The sequence below is a fragment of the Pannonibacter indicus genome (assembly GCF_001418225.1).
Taxonomy (GTDB): domain Bacteria; phylum Pseudomonadota; class Alphaproteobacteria; order Rhizobiales; family Stappiaceae; genus Pannonibacter; species Pannonibacter indicus.
This window is the reverse complement of sequence record NZ_LIPT01000004.1, coordinates 254,265-272,729: the sequence shown is the minus strand read 5'-3', so window position 1 is coordinate 272,729 and position 18,465 is coordinate 254,265. Positions and strand designations below refer to the sequence as shown.

The following is an 18,465-nucleotide window of genomic DNA, read 5'->3' as shown; positions in this document are numbered from 1 at the left end:
CAACCGAATGCCGCCCTTTCTTGGGCAGAGCCGTATCGTCGATGATCAGCCAGGCATCGTCGCCACCAACCAGTCGGTCCGCCTCGGCAAGCAACGCCGCCTCAAGCGGTGCTTCGTCCCAGACCCCGCTGCCGGCAAAGTGATGAAGCCGGTCGTAGCTGACATCGTCGTCCCGTGCAGCCATGGGCTGAACACTCTTGCGATCACCCGGCCCGATCAGCCCCGAAATGTAGGCCGGGCACATCCGGCGCCGCGTCTTGTTCCGTAGCGCGGCGGCAAACGGCGCAAGCCATGCCTCCAGTTCGTTCCGCCAACCCGTTTCCATCACCAGCCTCCTTGAAAGCTGGCTCCCTATGAAGCAGCGATTTTACGCCTTGGGAATCCCAAAAATCACTCTTCTGCCAAAGTAGTGCTAGGAACGCTGCCTGACGGTGGAGGTGATCGTCGACAATTCCCGCGTGCTGATCGAATCCTTCGAAAATGGTGCGCTGGATGCGGTGATCGCCCGCAGCGATGATGGCCGCCGCGATGGCGAGGTGCTGGGGCCCGAGCATTTCGGCTGGTATGCGTGCCCGCCTTCGAGCATCACGCGGGCGAGCCCTTGCGGATTGCCAGCCATCCCTCGGTCTGCACAGTCCGCGAAGTGGCGGTGCATCTGCTCGACGGGGCGGGCACTCCCTGGGTGAAGGTCTTTGCCGGCGGCACCACGGCCGTCATTGCGGCGCTGTCTGCCGGGCTGGCGGTGGCCGCCTTTCCTTGCCGTCTGGTGACGGCTGACATGGTGGAAGTGAGTGAGGCCCTGAACCTGCCGCCGATCCCCTCGCAGTCCATCGTGCTGCATTCGTCGCTGACAGATGCCATGACCCGCGAAACCCTTCGCGCCATCACGGCGGTGTTCAGCGAACACCGCCGCAACAGCAACCGGCAGATCAGCCTTCCGGCAGCGTGAGGCCTTTCACCCATTCCTTGCGCAGCAGGGCGAACTGGAACGTGTTCTCATAGACCGGATCGCCCGCCGCATCATTGCGGAAGCTGATGCAGTCCAGAAACAGGCCTTCCTTGCGCATGCCCAGCCTTTCGCACAGGCGCTGCGAGGCCCTGTTGTGGTCTTCCACATAGGCATAGACCCGGCGGGCCATGCAGGTGGTGAAGAGATGGGTGAAGAGCGCCCGCGCCGCTTCCAGCGCATGGCCTGCGCCGCCATAGGCGGGATTGAAGTTCCAGCCCACGGACCAGGTGTCCTCTTGCTGCATGGCGAAGACATCGCCGATCAGTGCGCCCGTGTCCTTCAGGGTAACCGCGAGATACTCGTCATCCAGGCCGCGTTTTCCGGCCTCCGCTTCGGCGGCCTCAAGGCTCTCCAGCCGCATCGACAGGAAGCAGCTCGCCACAGGTTCGTGCAGATAGGCATAGAGCCCTTCGCCATCGCTGCTGCGGAAATTGCGGATGATCAACCGGGCCGTTTCAACCGGCTGCATGAAAACTCCATGGTCAAACGTCTGTCCGGTGCCGCTGTGCCCGGCCGGGCCAGTGCAGCACCGCCCCGCAGGTGGGGCTTTGTCCGGGAAGTTCAATGACAAGAATGCCGCCAGCGCAGCTATTTGCCTGTATGAACAAGCAAAAAGGCCAGCCCCTTGCGAGGCCGGCCTTTGCTCAGTTTCCGGAAATGTCTGGCTGATCAGCCGACGATTTCGTGACCAGCGAACCAGAAGGCGATTTCTTCGGCAGCGGTTTCCGGAGCGTCGGAGCCGTGCACGGAGTTTTCGCCGATGGACAGGGCGAAGAGCTTGCGGATGGTGCCTTCTTCAGCGTTGGCCGGGTTGGTGGCGCCCATCACTTCGCGGTTCTTGGCAATGGCGTTCTCGCCTTCCAGAACCTGCACGACGGTCGGGCCGGAGGACATGAACTCGGTCAGTTCGCCGAAGAACGGACGGTCCTTGTGGACGGCGTAGAAGGCTTCAGCCTGACGCTGGCTCATCCAAACGCGCTTGGAAGCAACGACGCGCAGGCCGGCTTCCTCGAGCTTGGCGGTGATGGCGCCGGTCAGGTTGCGCTTGGTGGCGTCCGGCTTGATCATGGAGAAAGTGCGTTCGATGGCCATTGGTCTCATCCTTCAGAAATATGGGTGCCGCGCATGCGGCGGTGAAGTGTTTGAAGGCCGCCCTTTCGGAGCGGCCCGCGTTGCGCTGCGCCACATCAACTGACGGGCGCGGAAACTTGGCCGTTCCTATAGCTTTGCCTCGTGCGCCCCGCAAGGGGGCGGTGTGAAAGACATGGGGCCTTTGCGCAAAGGCCCCGGCGTGCAAGAGGCCTCTTGCAATGCGCGGCAAGCTCCCCCAAAGATCCGCCCATGTTGCAGATTTCAGACCTCACCTATCGCATCGGCGGCCGTCTTCTCATCGACAATGCCAGCGTCACCCTGCCCTCCCGCAGCAAGACCGGCCTTGTGGGCCGCAATGGCGCGGGAAAGTCCACGCTGTTCAAGCTGATCACCGGCGATCTGACGAGCGAAAGCGGTTCTGTCAGCGTGCCGCGTCTTGCCCGCATCGGCCAGGTGGCGCAGGAGGCGCCGGGAACGGAGCAAAGCCTGATCGAGGTGGTGCTGGCCGCAGACACAGAACGCGCCTCCCTGATGGCTGAGGCGGAAACGGCGAAGGATCCGGAACGGATCGCCGCCATTCACACCCGGCTTGCCGATATTTCCGCCCACACGGCAGAGGCCCGCGCCGCCGCCATTCTGCACGGCCTTGGCTTTGATGCGGAGGCGCAGAAGCAGCCCTGCTCGGCCTTTTCCGGCGGCTGGCGCATGCGCGTGGCGCTGGCGGCGGTACTTTTCTCCGAGCCGGATCTGCTGCTGCTGGACGAGCCGACCAACTATCTCGATCTGGAAGGCACGCTGTGGCTGGAAAGCTATGTGGCGCGTTATCCGCATCAGGTGCTGCTGATTTCGCACGACCGCGACCTCCTCAACAAGGCGGTTGATTCCATCGTGCATCTGGACCGGGGCAAGCTGACATTCTACCGCGGCGGCTATGACAGTTTCGACCGGCAGCGGCGCGAAACCATGATGCTGCAGCAGAAGGCCAGGGAAAAGCAGGACGCGCAGCGCAAGCACATGCAGGCCTTCGTCGACCGGTTCCGCGCCAAGGCCACCAAGGCCCGGCAGGCCCAGTCCCGCCTGAAGATGCTGGAGAAGATGGAGCCCATCGCCGCGCTGACCGAGGAGAGCGGCCGGCCGATCCATTTCCCCGATCCGCAGGGGCGCCTGTCGCCGCCGATCCTGAAGCTGGAAAATGTCTCGGTGGGCTATGACGGCAAGCCGGTGCTGTCGCGCCTGACGCTCAACATCGACACCGATGACCGTATCGCCCTGCTCGGCTCCAACGGCAACGGCAAGTCCACTTTCGCCAAGCTGATTTCGGGCCGTCTGGCTGCGCTGTCCGGCGAGGTGACCTGCGCCACCAAGCTGAAGATCGCCTTTTTCGCCCAGCATCAGCTGGATGAGCTGCGCCCGAACGAAAGCGCCGTCCAGCATGTGCGCATGCTGATGCCGCAGGCGGCCGAAGCACAGGTGCGCGCCCGCGTGGCCCGCTTCGGCCTGCCGACGGACCGGATGGAAACGCCGGCCAAGGATCTCTCGGGCGGTGAAAAGGCGCGGCTGCTGCTCGGCCTTGCCACTTTCGATGGGCCGAACCTGATCATCCTCGACGAACCGACCAACCACCTCGACATCGACAGCCGCGAGGCGCTGGTACAGGCGCTGAACGAGTTTCAGGGCGCCGTGGTGCTGATCTCGCACGACCGGCATCTGGTGGAAGCCTGCGCCGACCGGCTGTGGCTGGTGGCCGATGGCAAGGTCAGCACCTTCGACGGCGACATGGAAGACTACCGCCGCTATATCCTGCAAGGGCCGGATGCGGTGAAGAAAGCCCGCGAGGACGAAGCCAAGGCGTCCTCCGCCACGGACAAGCGGCGCGAGGCCGCCGAACGGCGCGCCCGCGAGGCCCCCTTGCGCAAGAAGATCGAGGCGGCGGAAAAGGAAATGGCGCGGCTCTCCGACAAGATCGTCATGCTGGACGCCACCATGTCCGAGCCGGATTTCTTCACTCGCGATCCCGAGCGGGCGGCCAAATTCGCCAAGGAGCGGGCCTATATCGAAAAGAAGCTCGTCACCACGGAAGAGGAATGGCTGCTGCTGTCAGCGGAACTGGAAGAAGGGTAAGTCGCGGTCCTGCGGCAGGCACCGTGCCTGCCGCACAGGCTCAGGTCCAATGTTGAGATTTGAGGCTGGGGCGGATTGGCCAAACGGTGCTGAAAGCAGTCCACTCCGCAGCTTCTCACCATGTCATCCCCGCGAAAGGCGGGGATCCAGTACCCCCGGTATTTGCCATCTCATGCGCCGGGGCTACTGGATCCCGGTCTTGCCGCTCCGCGCCAAACCGGGATGACACCGGATAGGCTATTCCCGCCTTACCGGCTTTGCCTCAGCGGCCCTGGATTGCGCAGGCGCGTCCTGAATGACACTGGAGAGTAACGCTCCCCTACAGCCACCCATGCTGGATGGCCCAGATCACGGCGGTCACCGTCACCACGGATGCCATGGTGCCGATCATGACGAGGCTGGAGGCGCGGTTGACGTAGACCTGATACTGCTGCGCAATGACGAAGACATTCGTGGCTGGCGGCAGGCAGGCCATCAGAACGGCGGTGGCGATCCAGACCGGATCAAAGCCGCCGGCCCAGGTCAGCATCAGATAGACCAGCACCGGGTGCAGGATCAGCTTCACCGCCAGAATGACCGGCAGTTCCAGCGGCACCCTTTCAATCGGGCGCTGCGCCACCGTCACGCCCATGGCAAAGAGCGCGCAAGGGGCTGCCGCGCCGCTGAGGAATTTCAACATGGTATCAAGCCCCTGCGGCGGCTTGAAGCCGATGAAGGCTGCGCCGACACCCGCGATCGTCGCCAGAATGAAGGGATGGGTGAAGACACGCACCGCCACCTTCTTCATGGTCTGCGACAGATGCTCCTTTTCCGTTCCGGCCATGGCCATCATCAGCGGCGCCAGAATGAACATCAGCGTGTTGTCGAAGCACAGCACGAAAGCGGTCGGCACGGTGGCGGCAGGCCCCAGCACCGCCATGGTCAGGCCCGGCCCCATGTAGCCGACGTTGGAATAGGAGCCGCCGATGGCCATGATGGTGGATTCGGGGATGCTGCCCTTCGTCGCCAGCACGCCGATGCAGAAGCAGATGGCAAAGACCGTGTAGGTGACAAAGGTGGTCGCGGCCACATAGCTGAGGTCGGTCAGCTGTTCCACCGGCGTCTCAGACAGGAGGCGGAAGAACAGCGCGGGCAGCGCAATATAGATGATGAAGAAATTCATCCACGCCATGCCGGACGGCGGAATCTTGCTGAGCTTGCCCGCTCCGAAGCCCAGAAAGATCAGGCCGAAGAAGGGAAAGGCGAGCGCGATGACATCTTGCATGGCAGGATCCGGGACCTTTGGCCAAGACTTCGGGGCCAAGACGTGAGGGGCCAAGACAGGGTGAGGAATGCGCAGCGTCAGAGGATCTGCCGCTTGCAACCTGCATGTGGCTTGGGTAATCCACGCCTAACCTGTTCGCGCCAGACGGTCAATGAACCCTCTGGCTATGTGACGCACCGGCCGGACACATGTGCCATACGTGCATGCCCTGCCGGCCATGATCCGGATCAGACTGCTGCCCATGACACCGCGCTCCCCGTTCCGCACTCTCGCACTGAAGGCTGAATGGGCCGTGCTGGCAGCTGTTGTGTTCCTGTTCCGCCTCGTGCCGGTGGACCGGGCGTCGGCTGCCATGGGCTTTCTGTGGCGCAAGCTTGCCCCCCTCAACAAGCGCCACAAGCGGGCGCTGAAGCATCTGGAACTGGCCATGCCGGAGCTGACGGCTTCAGAGCGCCGCCAGATCATCGACGGCATGTGGGACAATCTCGGCCGGGTGACCGCCGAAACCTTCCACATCGACCGGATGATCCGCGACGAAAGCCGTTTCGAGCTGCAGGTGGACGCGCGGACCGATGCCATTCTCAACGGCGCTGGCCCTTGCGTCTTCGTGTCGATGCATTCGGCCTGCTGGGAGCTTTGCGTGACGCCCGCCTTCCAGCGCGGCCTGCCGATGGCCGGCGTCTATCAGGCGCTGAAGAACCCCTATTCCGACGCCTTGCTGCGCAGCCTGCGCGGCACGCTCTATCCGCTCGGGCTCTATTCCAAGGGGCATCAGACGGCGCGCAAGCTGCTGTCCATCCTGCGCTCCGGCGGCGTCTTTGCGCTGATGGCGGACCTGCGCGAGCGGCGCGGCGTCAAGGTGCCGTTCTTCGGGCGGGAGGCCTATGCGACGCCGGTGCCCGCCACCCTCGCCCGCGCCTGTGGCGTGCCGATCGTCATTGGCCGCGTGGTGCGTCTGGAAGGCGCCCGCTTCCGCATCGAGGGAATCTGCATCGATCCTGCCTCGGATGGAGACAAGGAGGCCGATATTCTGGCGACGACTGCCGCCATCCATGCCCAGTTCGAGGCCTGGATCCGCGAAGTGCCGGAGCAATGGATGTGGATCCACCGCAAGTGGGAGGATTGATCCGCTGCTCCCGCTTCCGTCTTTCGGTGAATTGCTGCTCCGCACCATGATGCTATAGCTGTGGGTCATGAGGACCGGAGGAGCCGCAGCATGACGAAGACACCACGCGCCTTTTATGCCCCGCTCGCCATTGGCGCGCCGGCGCCCTTCCGCGACCTGCCGGTGCGGCTGGAGCGCATGATCCATTTCGTGCCGCCGCATCTGGAAAAGATCCGTGCCAGGATCCCGGATCTGATCTCCCAGGTGGATGTGATCCTCGGCAATCTGGAAGACGCCATCCCCGCCGATGCCAAGACGGCAGCCCGGCATGGCTTCATCGAAATGGCCAGGGCGAATGACTTCGGCAGCACGGGCTTGTGGACCCGCGTCAACTGCCTCAACAGCCCCTGGTTTCTCGACGACATGCTGGAGATCATTCCGGCGGTGGGCCACAAGCTCGACGTGGTGATGCTGCCCAAGGTCGAAGGCCCCTGGGACATCCATTATCTTGACCAGCTGCTGGCCCAGCTTGAAGCCCGCGCGGGCCTGACGAAGCCGATCCTCATTCATGCCATTCTGGAAACGGCTGAGGGGGTGAAGAATGTGGAGGCCATTGCCACGGCTTCTCCGCGCATGCATGGCATGAGCCTCGGACCGGCGGACCTTGCCGCCTCGCGCGGCATGAAAACGACCCGTGTCGGCGGCGGCCATCCCGGCTATGCGGTGCTGGCGGATGAGGACGGCAGCGGTGCCCCCCGCGCCCGTATGCAGCAGGATCCATGGCACTATACGGTGGCCCGCATGGTCGATGCCTGCATGTCCGCCGGCCTCAAGGCTTTCTATGGCCCCTTCGGCGACTTTTCCGATCCGGCGGCCTGCGAGGCCCAGTTCCGCAATGCCTTCCTGATGGGCTGCCTTGGCGCCTGGTCGCTGCATCCGTCTCAGGTGGACATCGCCAAGGCCGTGTTTAGCCCGGACCCGGCGGAAGTCGCCTTTGCGCGCCGGATTCTGGACGCCATGCCGGACGGCAGCGGCGCCGTGATGATCGACGGCAAGATGCAGGATGATGCCACCTGGAAACAGGCCAGGGTGATTGTTGACCTCGCACGCCTTGTTGCGGCGCGCGACACCAAGTTTGCAGAGGTTTACGGACTCTAGACGGTTCCCTATTATAAGGGAAAGTCTTCACCGCGCGCTGACGCCGCATCGTGCCCCTCCACACCATGGGGTGTCTGCGCCGGTTCAAGCCACGGTGACAGTCATGCGTACGGCAAAATTCAAGATCGGACAGGTCGTCCGGCACAAGGTCTATCCCTTCCGGGGGGTCATCTTCGATGTCGATCCGACCTTCTCCAACACCGAGGAATGGTGGAACGCCATCCCCGAGGATGTCCGCCCGAGCCGCGATCAGCCCTTCTATCATCTCCTCGCGGAAAACGAGGAAACCGAATATGTCGCCTATGTGTCCGAGCAGAACCTCGTGCCGGACAACACGGGCGAACCGGTGCGCCATCCGCAGATCGGTGAGATCTTCGAAGAGCAGGATGACGGCTCCTATCTGCCGCGCTCGGCCGGCCTGCACTAGGCAGGCTGGCGTGCCCGGCTCGCCTGTGGCATCTGCAAGGCCCAAATGAAATGAAAACGCCGCCCGGTTTCCCGCGCGGCATTTCGTGTTCATGTTAGGAAAGACCAGCCGATCAGTTGCCCGACTGGGCCTGTTCCTTCTGCTTGTCGATCAGCTTCTGGCGGGCTTCGTCAGCGCGGCGCTGCAGCTCGCTCTGAAGCTGTTCCTGCTTCTTCTGGATCTCGCCTATATCCATGGCGGCACCGTCATACACCTTGGTGAAGCCCGCGAGCGTCAGTTCCAGCGGAACCGGCTTGGCCTGCTGGTTCAGGGCGGTAATGACGAGCTTGGAGCCCTTCTTCAGCTGCGCGACGAAGGCATCATCAATGACGAGCTCCGAATAGCATGCGTTCGGGAAGCAGATGCCGTACTTGGCTTCCGTCTGCTTGCCGGCATCGACCTGCACGCGCATGCCCGGCTGGATCAGCATGCCGGTCGGCACGGCGATGAGCAGCGTCTTGCGCGCTTCGCCGGCGATCTCGCGAATCGCAACCGACGACAGGAACTGGCCCGTGGCAGTCCGCAGCTCCTGCGTCACAAGGCAGATTTCCTTGTTCACGTTCGGATCGGTATTGCACACCTTGACCCAGGGGGAATCTGCATCGGCCTGCTGCGCCGAAACGGCGGCCGTGCCACCAAGCATGGCAAGCGCAGCGACCGCACAGCCCGCCATCCCCCTCATCAGAAAACTCTTCATTCGAAACATCCTCGATTGTGCGTTCGCTCGTCCAGGCCTTGCGTTCCCCACGGCCCCGCGCGTCCAGCGGAACTGCCGCCGCCACGCTGGCCGACATCACAAGCCCCGATGCCGGAAGATTGCGGCAACAGGGTGACCCTTCACCTGCGCGGGCCCTTGTTTAACCGCATCGTGAGCGGATTTCCAGCATCTCCGGGCGCGGAATGCGCGGGTGGCCACTGGTGTGTTACCATTCCAGCGACAGAATCAAGATGGACATGCATCACACAATGGCTTTTTCCCTGAAAACTGTTTCTGGAAAGACCGGACGCATGGCGGCTTTCCGCCGGTTTGCGCTGGCTTTGCCGGTCACTGTGATGGCGGCGGGCGGGTTAACCTTCACGCAGGATTGCCGCGCTCAGACCCCGGAAGCAGCTGCCGCGGGTGAGGAGAACCAGACTCCCTGGGTCCACGGAATCGCAATGCATGGTGATCCGGCCCTGCCTGCGGACTACACACATTTTCCTTATGCGAATCCCGATGCGCCCAAGGGCGGCACTTTGACGCTGGGGGTGCAGGGCACGTTTGACAGCCTCAATTCCTTCGTGGTGCAGGGCGGCTTCACCAGCGCGCGCGGCATGAAGGAGCGGCAATTCGGGGAAAACATCATCGAAAGCCTGATGGTACGCTCCAACGCCGAGGCTTTCTCGCTCTACGGCCACCTCGCCGAGGCCGTGCGCATGGCCGAAGACCGGTCCTGGATCGAATTCCGCCTGAACCCGAAGGCCAGGTTCTCGGACGGCAGCCCCTTCACGGTCGAAGATGTGATCTTCTCGCTCGACATCATGCGCGAGAAGGGGCGTCCGCCTTTCCGCAACTGGTATGCCGAGATCGCGAAGAGTGAAGTCACCGGTGAAAGAACCGTCCGCTTCACCTTCAAGAACAACGAGAACCGCGAGCTGCCGCTGCTCATCGCGCTGGCGCCGATGTTCTCCAAGGCCGCGACCGATCCGGCCACATTCGACAAGTCCAGCCTGAAGCCGCCGCTTGGCACCGGCCCCTATGTCTTCGCCGAGATCGTCCCCGGCCGCCGCGTCGTGTACCGGCGCAATCCGGATTACTGGGGCAAGGATCTGCCGTCCAAGCGTGGCATGGACAATTTCGACGAGATCCGCATCGAATATTACCGCGACGAGACCACCTTGCAGGAAGCCTTCCGCAAGGGGTTGATCGACGTGCTGCCCTTCAACAACCCCTCCCGCTGGGCCAATGGCTTTGACTTCCCGGCGGCGAAGGAAGGCAAGGTGGTGCGCAAGGAGATCGTCAAGGGCATCCCGCCTGTGATCCAGGGCCTTGCCTTCAACACGCGCCGCCCGGTCTTTGCCGACAAGCGCGTGCGCAAGGCGCTGTCGATGCTGTTTGATTTCGAATGGATCAACCGCAATCTCTACGCGGGCCTTTATGACCGCACCGCCGGCTACTGGGACAAGTCGGAGCTGTCATCCATCGGCCGTCCGGCCAGCGAGCGGGAAAAGGAGCTCCTGGCCCCTTTCCCCGGCGCCGTGGATCCGGATGTGATGGATGGCACCTGGCGCCCTGCGGAAACCGACGGCTCCGGACGTGACCGGGCCGTGCTGCGCGATGCCATGGCCGTGCTCAAGGAGGCCGGATACACCCTCGACGGCCGTGTGCTCAAAGCTCCAGATGGCCAGCCGGTCAGTTTCGAGATCATGACCAAGAACGAGGACGAGGAGAAGATCGCCCTCGCCTATGCACGCAATCTGGATGTGATCGGCATCAAGGCAAACGTGCGTACCGTGGATCCGTCCCAGTTCGAGGACCGCCGCATCAAATTCGACTTCGACATGGTGTTCCACATGTGGAGCTCGTCTCTCTCCCCCGGCGGCGAGCAGATGGGGCGCTGGTCCATGGCCGCAGCCGATACACCCGGCTCTTTCAACATCACCGGCGCGAAAGAACCGGCAATTGACGCGATGATCGCCGCCATGGTGGCATCACACAGTAAGGAAGACTTCATATCGGCCGTCCGGGCGCTTGACCGTGTCCTGATTTCAGGCCGTTACGCCGTGCCCTTGTTCCATCCGCCTGCGGAATGGCTTGGACATTGGACCAGAATCACGTCACCTCAGATAGACCCGATTTACGGTTTCGAAACTACGACGTGGTGGAAAATCGAAGGCGCTAACTGAGACCCGGCAAGGGACCAGGATCATGATTACAACGCCTGCAGACTCCATCGAACGCAACCGCCTCAGCGCTTTCTGGGGCCGTGTGACGCTCGACGAGATCTTCCGCAAGACGGCCGCCGCCAATCCGGACCGGCCCGCCCTTGTGGACGCGCCCGACCGTTCCTCCTGGACCGGCGGTGAAGCCCGCCAGCTGACCTATGCCGAAGCCGAGCGCGAGATTCAGAAGCTCGCCGCCTTCTATGCCGCCGTCGGCCTGTCCACCGACCATGTGATCGGCATTCAGGCGCCGAACACGGTGGATACGGTGATTGCCTTTCTGGCCGCGCTCAGGGCCGGGCTGATCGTCTCGCCCCTGCCCCTGCACTGGCGGCAGAAGGACGTGCTGGAAGCGCTCAACAGCCTCGGTGCCAAGGGCTTGGTGGCAGCGGACAGATTGGAGACAAGGCATGTGGCCCATGCCGCCCGCGATGTGGCGGCCGAACTGTTCAGCCTGCGTTTCGTCTTCGGCCTCGGCAAGGACATCCCCGACGGATTGATCGAACTCGGGCCCGTGCTTGCCGAGATGGGCGACGGCATGCCCGCCCCGCAGCTGTCACGGCCCAATTCGGCGGAACATACGGCAACGGTCACCTGGTCGCGCAATGGCGCCGAGCCGATGCCCGTGACCCGCAGCCACAATCAGTGGATTGCCGCCGGCTTCATGCCTTATCTCGAAACGCGCCTGCCGGATGGGGCGAGCATTGTGGTGCCCTATGCCTTCAGCGGCATGACCGGTGTCGGTGCCGGGCTTGTCCCGTGGCTCCTGTCCGGCGGTACCATGCATCTGCACCACCCCACCTCGCTGCAGCGCCTTGCCGCCCATGCCGAGGCCGTGGAAGCCGATTATGTGCTGACGCCCGGTCCGCTGGCCGAGGCGCTGGATGTGCGGCTGGGCCGCAAATCCACCAGCATCGTAGCCTGCTGGAGCATTTCCTCGCCGCAGGCCACCACCTTCGTGCCGCGCCACCAGCTGGTGGATCTGCACGTGGCGGATGAATATGCGCTGGTCGCAAGGCTGCGCGGCAAGTCGGCCCGCATCCACCCCATTCCGCTTGGCAGCTTCGGCGCCCCTGCCGGAACCGATATTTCCGCCGGTGTCCTGGAAATCAAGACGGAAGGCGGCGAGAACGGCAATCCGCACAAGCTGCTGGCCCGTGGTCCGATGGTTGCCGATGCCGGCTGGAAAGCTGGCCGCAAGGCCGGTCCGGGTCCACTGACTGACGCGGCCGGTTTTCTCCGGACGGGCATTTCCGTGATCCCCGTTGAGGGCGGGCTTGCCGGCTTCGGCATTCCGGGCGAACTGGCCCCCGGCGCCGGCGCGCTGGAAGGGATCGATCAGATCTACGCTGCCTATGACGAGGTGACGGAGGCTGCCGCTTTTTTGGTGGATGATCCGATCCTGGGCGCAAGGCTCCATGCGGCCCTTGTCATGCGTCCCGGCTGCTCGCCCGATGCCCGCGCCTTCTTTGCCTGGCTCGACACCGAACGGGTTGACCTCGCCAAAGTGCCGGCACGTGTGCTGATGCTGCAGGCACTCCCGAGGCTGGAGGATGGCAGCGTTGACAGGCACCGGCTGGCGGCACGGCTTCAGCGCCAGGACCGGCAGGTGGCATGATCAATGGCGGCCTTTGACGGAGATGGCGACAGTGCCCTCCTCTGGCAGGGTCCTGTATGGCGTATTGGCCCGGAGCCCGTCTTTGGGGCTGGCGTTCCCGGCTGGCCGCGTGAGCTGGACCTCCTGACGGCAAGCGATGACGAGCTGACAGAGCTGCCGGCGGCTGTTGTGGTGCGGCTGGACCAGACGCTTGCGCCGCTTGCCCGGCTTGCGAGGGCCGAGAGTAAGCTGCCGGTGGAGGTTCCTGCCCTGCTCCTGTGCGGCGCCGGAAGTGCTGTCGGCTTGCCGCTGCGCCGCTCCCACGGCCTTGTTGACGCGGAAATCCCCGAAGCAAGCCTGTTCCGCATGATCTGTGCGCGCCAGCGTGCCATTCTGCGCAGTGACGAGGCGCGCATCCGCCGGCTCGTTTTTGGCCGTGTGCCGGGCTATGGCTCTGCGCCGCATCAGCAGGGCGGCTCCGGTCTTCTGGTCGTGGGCCTTGGCCGCCGTTTCATCGAGCTCTTCGATGCCCGTGCGCGGAATGTGGATCTGATCGGTGCGTTGTCCGCCGGCATGGCGGAAAACTACCTCTCCCAGCGCGCGTTCGACGCGGTGATCATCGAGGCCGGGATCGACGACAGCCTCGATCTGATCGAGCGCATCCGCCGTGATGCCCGCTTCTCACAGATCCCTGTGCTGGCCTTTGCCGGCGACCGGCAGGAAGTGGCGGCCCTGTTCGAGATGGGCGCCAATGATGTGCTGCATGGTGACCTGACGCGGGCCATGCTGTCAGCCAGGATTGCCAGCGCCATCCGCATGGGCAAGCGCCGCAGGCTCGCCGACCGTCTGCTCGCGGAAAGCCGTGTCTGGCTGCTGCGGCAGGCGGGCGAGGAAGGCCTGCCCCTGCGCCTCTATCAGGCTTATCTGCATCGCAGCGCCGGTCAGGCGGCCTTGCGCGGGCTGATGCTGGATGAGGTGCGGCTGTCCCCGGAAGCAGACGCGGCCAGTATCCCCGTCACCCAGCTCGCAGGCGATCTGTCCGGCACGATCCTCTCCATTGCCGATGCCACCAGCCGGGACGAGGACCTCATCTGCTATGTGGCGGGCCGGGGACCTGTGGCGGTGCTGAAACATGATCAGGCCGGACCGAGCCTGAAGCGGCGCATCAACGCCATTCTCGGCTCAACCCTTTTGTAAGCAGTGCAGCGGATATCCGTTCTGGTTGCCCTTGCGCGGCTCAACAAGTCTGTCTAGCCTGACCCAACATGAGCCAGCAGCCAGGAGGCAGCAATGGCGGAACAACCGCCCCTTACCGTCGATGTCATCTCAGATGTCATGTGCCCCTGGTGCTACATTGGCAAGCGCAGGCTCGAAAAAGCCATCCGGCAGGTGCCGGACCTCAACATCGAAGTGCGCTGGCATCCCTTCCAGCTCGATCCGTCGCTTCCGCGTGAGGGCAAGGACCGGGAGACCTATCTGAATGAGAAATTCGGAGGACCGGCCAAGGCAGCCGCCATCTACCAGAAGGTGAGCGCCGCAGGCGCGGAAGAAGGCATTGCCTTCGCCTTCGACAGGATCCGCGTGTCCCCGAACACGCTCGACAGCCACCGCCTGATCCTCTGGTCCCGCGCGGACGGGCTGCAGGATGACGTGGTGGAGCGGCTGTTCCGGGCCTATTTCATCGAAGGACGCGATCTTTCCAAGGCCTCGACGCTGGTCGATATCTCGGCAGAAGCGGGCATGGAATCCGATCTTGTTGCCCAGCTTCTGGAAACGGACAGCGACCTTGCCAAGCTGCGCAGCCAGATCGAGCAGGCTGGCGGCATGGGCGTCACCGGCGTGCCCTTCTTCATCATCGACGGCCGCTTTGCGATTGCCGGAGCGGAAAGCCCGGAAACCATCTCTGCGGCCCTCCTGCACGCCGATGCGACACGCACGGCCGACGAGCCCGTCACCGTCAACTGACTGCGGGCGATCTGCCACAGTCAGTTCAGTCACTCACGGCAGCGGCAGAACTTCGCCCTTGGCGCCCACCAGCTTGGCGAATTGCACCATACGCTTGCGCAGGCGCTCGCCATCCAGCATCGCCAGTTCACCGGGCAAGGTCAGTGTCAAGCTGTCCTCGTCGCGCTGGATCTGGGTCTTCAGCAGCGTGCCGGGCATGGAGGCGGAGATCAGAGATGCCACACGCAGCGCCGCACCCAGAATGCGCGCACGCTCCTTCAGCCGGGTCGGGGCCAGCTCGCGCAGACGCGGCGACAGGGCGTCGTCAATCAGCCCCTGATGGCGGAAGAACACCGTCATCGCCAGATAGGCGCGGCCCGCATGGTCGATACCGGCAAAGGCTGCGTTGGAAATGATGTTGAGGCTCTGCTCGCCGCGATAATCGGGGTGCGCGCGCCAGCCGATATCGGACAGAAGACAAGCCGCATGGCGCAGGCGCAGCTCGTCCTCGGTTTCATCCACCCCGATCACCGGCATGAGCTGATCGGTCCATGTGATCAGTTCCTCCGCATATTGCGGCGAACGGGCGCGCAGATGCGCCAGCTCACGGGCCGTTTCCAGCAGCGGATCCTGACGGCGGATGGCAGGCGGCAGGTGCTCGTAGAGCAGCCCCTCGCGCACACCGGTGGCCGACATGACCACCCGGTCGGCCTTCATCGCCCTGAGCACCCGTTCCATGACGATGGCGCCAAAGGGCAGCAGCGCACGGCGCTGGCGGGAGATAACGTCGATGAAGTCCAGCGTGTTCACGTCCCGGGTGGAAACCACCCGGCAGAACTCGATCGCCTCTTCCGCCGGAATGGCATAATTGTGCATCACATGCAGCGGATAGCCCGCCTGGAAGAGATGCAGCCGGGCCAGCGAGCGCCAGGTTCCGCCGACCGCATAGAACGTATGGCGCGCCGCGCGGGCAGGCCAGTTGGCTTTCGCCAGCGCATCATCCACGATCTTCTGGGCGCGCGGAATGCGCCCGCCCGAGGCTTCCTGCAGGCGCAATCCGCCCAGCGGGAAGGTTTCCCCCTCGCCCGGGCCGCGGGCGCTGATGCTGACCAGCTCCAGACTGCCACCCCCCAGATCGCCGACAACGCCATGCGGCTTCCAGAAGCCGGCCATGATGCCCAGAGCCGAGTAATAGGCCTCTTCCGCGCCGTTGAGGATGCGCACCGTCTGGCCGGTCACACGTTCCACTTCGGCAACGAAAGCCGCGCCATTGCTGGCGTCACGAGCGGCTGCCGTTGCCAGGACATAGACCGCCTTTACGTCCAGGTGGCTGCACAGGAACCGGAACCGGCTCAGCGCCGCCAGGGCCGAAGCGGTCGATTCTTCGGCAAGTTCCCCGGTGGTGGCAATGCCGCGGCCAAGGCCTGCCAGCACCTTTTCGTTGAACAGGATCGTCGGGGCGCGCGCTTCCCGTTCATAGACGACGAGGCGGACCGAATTCGATCCGATGTCGATCACTGCGACCGGCCCGCTGCCATTGAAACGGCCCCGGGCCGGAGGATGCTTTTCGCTTAAATCAGCCACGCTTTGGCCGCTCCATGAAGGGTTTAGGTCTGTCAGCATTGAGCGATTTGCCACGGCCCGAGAGTGAAGGGTTTGTCATGAAATACCGGTGGGCGTTGAAAGGTTCCTCGCCAGGTCCCGGAATGATGCGCTCGTGGGTGCCATCGGGCAGAATGCGCCAGCTCTGCTGATTGTCCCGCAGGTTGGCGACCATGATCTGGTCCAGCACCTGTTCATGCACCGTCGGCGTCAGCATGGGCGCAAGGATCTCCACGCGCCGGTCGATGTTGCGGGGCATCATGTCGGCCGAACCGATGTAGACATGCGCCTGCGACGAAGGCAGGCCATGGCCATTGCCGAAGCAGAAGATGCGGCTGTGCTCCAGGAACCGCCCGACGATGGACTTGGCCCGGATATTCTCCGAAAGGCCCGGAATGCCGGGCCTGAGGCAGCAGATGCCGCGCACCACCAGATCGATCTGCACGCCTGCCTGACTTGCCCGGTAGAGCGCATCGATGATGCCGGCATCCACCAGCGAGTTCATCTTCATCCAGATCTGCGCCGGCCGCCCTGCCCGCGCGTGTTCGATCTCGGCTTCCGTCAGCTCCATGATACGCTTGCGCATGGTCACCGGCGAAACGGCGAGCCGCTTCAGTTCGGCAGGTTCCGCATAGCCGGTGATGTAGTTGAAGACGCGGGCCGCATCCTGACCGATTTCCGGATCGTCGGTGAAATAGGACAGGTCCGTGTAGATGCGCGCCGTGATCGGGTGATAGTTGCCCGTGCCGATGTGCACATAGGTCTTTAGCTCGCCATTTTCGCGGCGCACCACCATGGAGAGCTTGGCGTGGGTCTTCAGCTCGATGAAGCCGAACACCACCTGCACGCCCGCCCGCTCCAGATCGCGGGCCCAGCGGATGTTGGCTTCCTCGTCGAACCGTGCCTTGAGCTCCACCAGCGCTGTGACGGACTTGCCGGCCTCGGCTGCTTCCGCCAGCGCCTTGACGATGGGCGAGTCCTTCGAGGTGCGGTAGAGCGTCTGCTTGATCGCCACCACATCGGGGTCCTGCGCCGCCTGGCGCAGGTACTGCACCACTACATCGAAGGATTCGTAGGGGTGGTGGACGATGATGTCCTTCTGCAAGATGGAGGCAAGGCAGTCGCCGCCATGTTCGCGGATGCGTTCAGGGAATCGCGGCGTGTAGGGCGTGAATTTCAGGTCGTCCCGGTCCATGGCGACCAGCTGGGACAGGTTGTCCAGCGCCAGCAGGCCATCAACCAGGAAGATCTCGTTATCCATCACGCCAAGCGCATTGGCCACGAAGGCCCTGAGCGAGGCCGGGGCATTGGCATCGATCTCCAGCCGGATCACCGAGCCGCGGCGGCGGCGCTTGAGAGCGGATTCGAACAGGCGGACGAGATCCTCCGCCTCTTCCTCGATTTCAAGATCGCTGTCACGGATAACGCGGAAGGTGCCCTTGCCGCGAATTTCGTAGCCGGGGAACAGGCGGCTGATGAAGAGACCGATCACCTTCTCGATGGTGATGTAACGGACCTCGCCCTCGCCCTGCCCCAGATCCGGCAGGCGGACGAAGCGGTCAATATGGGCCGGCAGGCGGATCAGTGCAGTCATGCCGCGCCCGCCCTTCACCGGCACCAGCTCGAACACCAGCGAGAAGCCGAGATTGGGAATGAAGGGGAACGGATGCGCCGGATCGATCGCCAGCGGCGTCAAAACGGGGAAGATATGGGCCAGGAAGTGGCCTTCCAGCCAGTCGCGTTCCGCCTCAGTAAGGTCCGTCGCCAGCAGAATGCGGATGCCGGCGCCGACCAGTTCCGAACGGATCTGCCGCCACAGGCGCTGCTGCTCGCTCTGAAGGCGCTGGCAGGCCGCGCCGATCTTCTCCAGCTGTTCGGCCGGAGTCAGGCCATCGTCGGAGCGCAGGCTCACATCGGCACGCAGCTGCCCCCTGAGGCCCGCGACGCGCACCATGAAAAACTCATCGAGATTGTTCGCCGAGATCGACAGGAAGCGCAGCCGCTCCAGCAGCGGGTGATCCTTGTTGATGGATTCCTCAAGCACCCGGTGATTGAACTGCAGCCAGGAGAGTTCCCGGTTCATGAACCGGGCCGGCGACTGCATCATCTGCTCCACCGCCGCAGGGTCAACACCATTCGGCGCTGTCCTGGCCTGAGGTACAGGCTGGGCGCCCTCCGCTTGCGG

The 18,465-nt window shown here is 63.8% G+C and carries 16 protein-coding genes; 9 read left to right on the top strand and 7 right to left on the bottom strand.

Going from position 1 to position 18,465, the window contains the following annotated elements:
• The coding region (locus ASC48_RS09520) for a transposase (protein ID WP_072242578.1) at window positions 1–325 on the bottom strand (325 nt) is incomplete at its 3' end.
• Window positions 326–568: 243 nt separating this feature from the next.
• Between ASC48_RS09520 and ASC48_RS09515 the strand changes: the two genes are divergently transcribed.
• On the top strand, window positions 569–949 hold the full coding sequence (locus ASC48_RS09515; protein WP_244270035.1) for a type 2 periplasmic-binding domain-containing protein: 381 nt from the start codon (window positions 569–571) through the stop codon (window positions 947–949).
• Here the strand turns inward: ASC48_RS09515 and ASC48_RS09510 are convergent.
• Entirely contained in the window at window positions 930–1,478 is a 549-nt protein-coding gene (locus ASC48_RS09510) for a GNAT family N-acetyltransferase (RefSeq protein WP_055455498.1), read from the bottom strand. The genes ASC48_RS09515 and ASC48_RS09510 overlap by 20 nt on opposite strands.
• Before the next feature lie 200 nt (window positions 1,479–1,678).
• Window positions 1,679–2,101 (bottom strand): nucleoside-diphosphate kinase, encoded by a 423-nt coding sequence (ndk, locus tag ASC48_RS09505; protein WP_055455497.1) that lies wholly within the window; start codon window positions 2,099–2,101, stop codon window positions 1,679–1,681.
• A gap of 249 nt (window positions 2,102–2,350) precedes the next feature.
• Here ndk and ASC48_RS09500 point away from each other — a divergent pair, with 249 nt between their 5' ends.
• A complete protein-coding gene (locus ASC48_RS09500; protein WP_055455496.1) occupies window positions 2,351–4,222 on the top strand; it encodes an ABC-F family ATP-binding cassette domain-containing protein in 1,872 nt (623 codons plus the stop codon).
• 319 nt (window positions 4,223–4,541) lie between these two features.
• Here ASC48_RS09500 and ASC48_RS09495 read toward each other — a convergent pair whose 3' ends face one another.
• Window positions 4,542–5,486, bottom strand: coding sequence for an AEC family transporter (locus ASC48_RS09495; RefSeq protein WP_055455495.1), 945 nt, complete (start codon window positions 5,484–5,486; stop codon window positions 4,542–4,544).
• Between the two features lie 241 nt (window positions 5,487–5,727).
• Between ASC48_RS09495 and ASC48_RS09490 the strand changes: the two genes are divergently transcribed.
• The 3 genes from ASC48_RS09490 to hspQ all read left to right on the top strand — a co-directional run bounded on the left by ASC48_RS09490 (window position 5,728) and on the right by hspQ (window position 8,176).
• On the top strand, window positions 5,728–6,612 hold the full coding sequence (locus tag ASC48_RS09490; protein ID WP_055455538.1) for a lysophospholipid acyltransferase family protein: 885 nt from the start codon (window positions 5,728–5,730) through the stop codon (window positions 6,610–6,612).
• Window positions 6,613–6,702: 90 nt separating this feature from the next.
• Window positions 6,703–7,749: an HpcH/HpaI aldolase/citrate lyase family protein gene (locus tag ASC48_RS09485; protein ID WP_055455494.1), complete on the top strand. Its 1,047-nt coding sequence runs from the start codon at window positions 6,703–6,705 to the stop codon at window positions 7,747–7,749.
• Between the two features lie 103 nt (window positions 7,750–7,852).
• Window positions 7,853–8,176, top strand: a complete 324-nt coding sequence (gene hspQ / locus ASC48_RS09480) for a heat shock protein HspQ (RefSeq protein WP_055455493.1) — start codon at window positions 7,853–7,855, stop codon at window positions 8,174–8,176.
• A 112-nt stretch (window positions 8,177–8,288) separates the two neighbouring features.
• Here hspQ and ASC48_RS09475 read toward each other — a convergent pair whose 3' ends face one another.
• Window positions 8,289–8,912: an invasion associated locus B family protein gene (locus ASC48_RS09475; protein ID WP_055455492.1), complete on the bottom strand. Its 624-nt coding sequence runs from the start codon at window positions 8,910–8,912 to the stop codon at window positions 8,289–8,291.
• A gap of 461 nt (window positions 8,913–9,373) precedes the next feature.
• Here ASC48_RS09475 and ASC48_RS09470 point away from each other — a divergent pair, with 461 nt between their 5' ends.
• The 4 genes from ASC48_RS09470 (at window position 9,374) to ASC48_RS09455 (ending at window position 14,699) form a co-directional block, all read left to right on the top strand.
• Window positions 9,374–11,101 (top strand): extracellular solute-binding protein, encoded by a 1,728-nt coding sequence (locus ASC48_RS09470; RefSeq protein WP_244270034.1) that lies wholly within the window; start codon window positions 9,374–9,376, stop codon window positions 11,099–11,101.
• 22 nt (window positions 11,102–11,123) lie between these two features.
• Window positions 11,124–12,755, top strand: coding sequence for an AMP-binding protein (locus tag ASC48_RS09465; protein ID WP_055455490.1), 1,632 nt, complete (start codon window positions 11,124–11,126; stop codon window positions 12,753–12,755).
• A gap of 3 nt (window positions 12,756–12,758) precedes the next feature.
• Window positions 12,759–13,931 (top strand): PleD family two-component system response regulator, encoded by a 1,173-nt coding sequence (locus ASC48_RS09460; RefSeq protein ID WP_055455489.1) that lies wholly within the window; start codon window positions 12,759–12,761, stop codon window positions 13,929–13,931.
• A gap of 93 nt (window positions 13,932–14,024) precedes the next feature.
• Entirely contained in the window at window positions 14,025–14,699 is a 675-nt protein-coding gene (locus ASC48_RS09455) for a DsbA family oxidoreductase (protein ID WP_050471475.1), read from the top strand.
• Window positions 14,700–14,732: 33 nt separating this feature from the next.
• On the opposite strand, the gene ASC48_RS09450 is transcribed toward ASC48_RS09455, so the two are convergent.
• Window positions 14,733–16,262: a Ppx/GppA phosphatase family protein gene (locus ASC48_RS09450; RefSeq protein WP_055455488.1), complete on the bottom strand. Its 1,530-nt coding sequence runs from the start codon at window positions 16,260–16,262 to the stop codon at window positions 14,733–14,735.
• Window positions 16,255–18,387, bottom strand: a complete 2,133-nt coding sequence (locus ASC48_RS09445; RefSeq protein ID WP_055455537.1) for an RNA degradosome polyphosphate kinase — start codon at window positions 18,385–18,387, stop codon at window positions 16,255–16,257. Before ASC48_RS09445 ends, ASC48_RS09450 begins: the two co-directional genes overlap by 8 nt.
• Window positions 18,388–18,465: the final 78 nt, after the last annotated feature.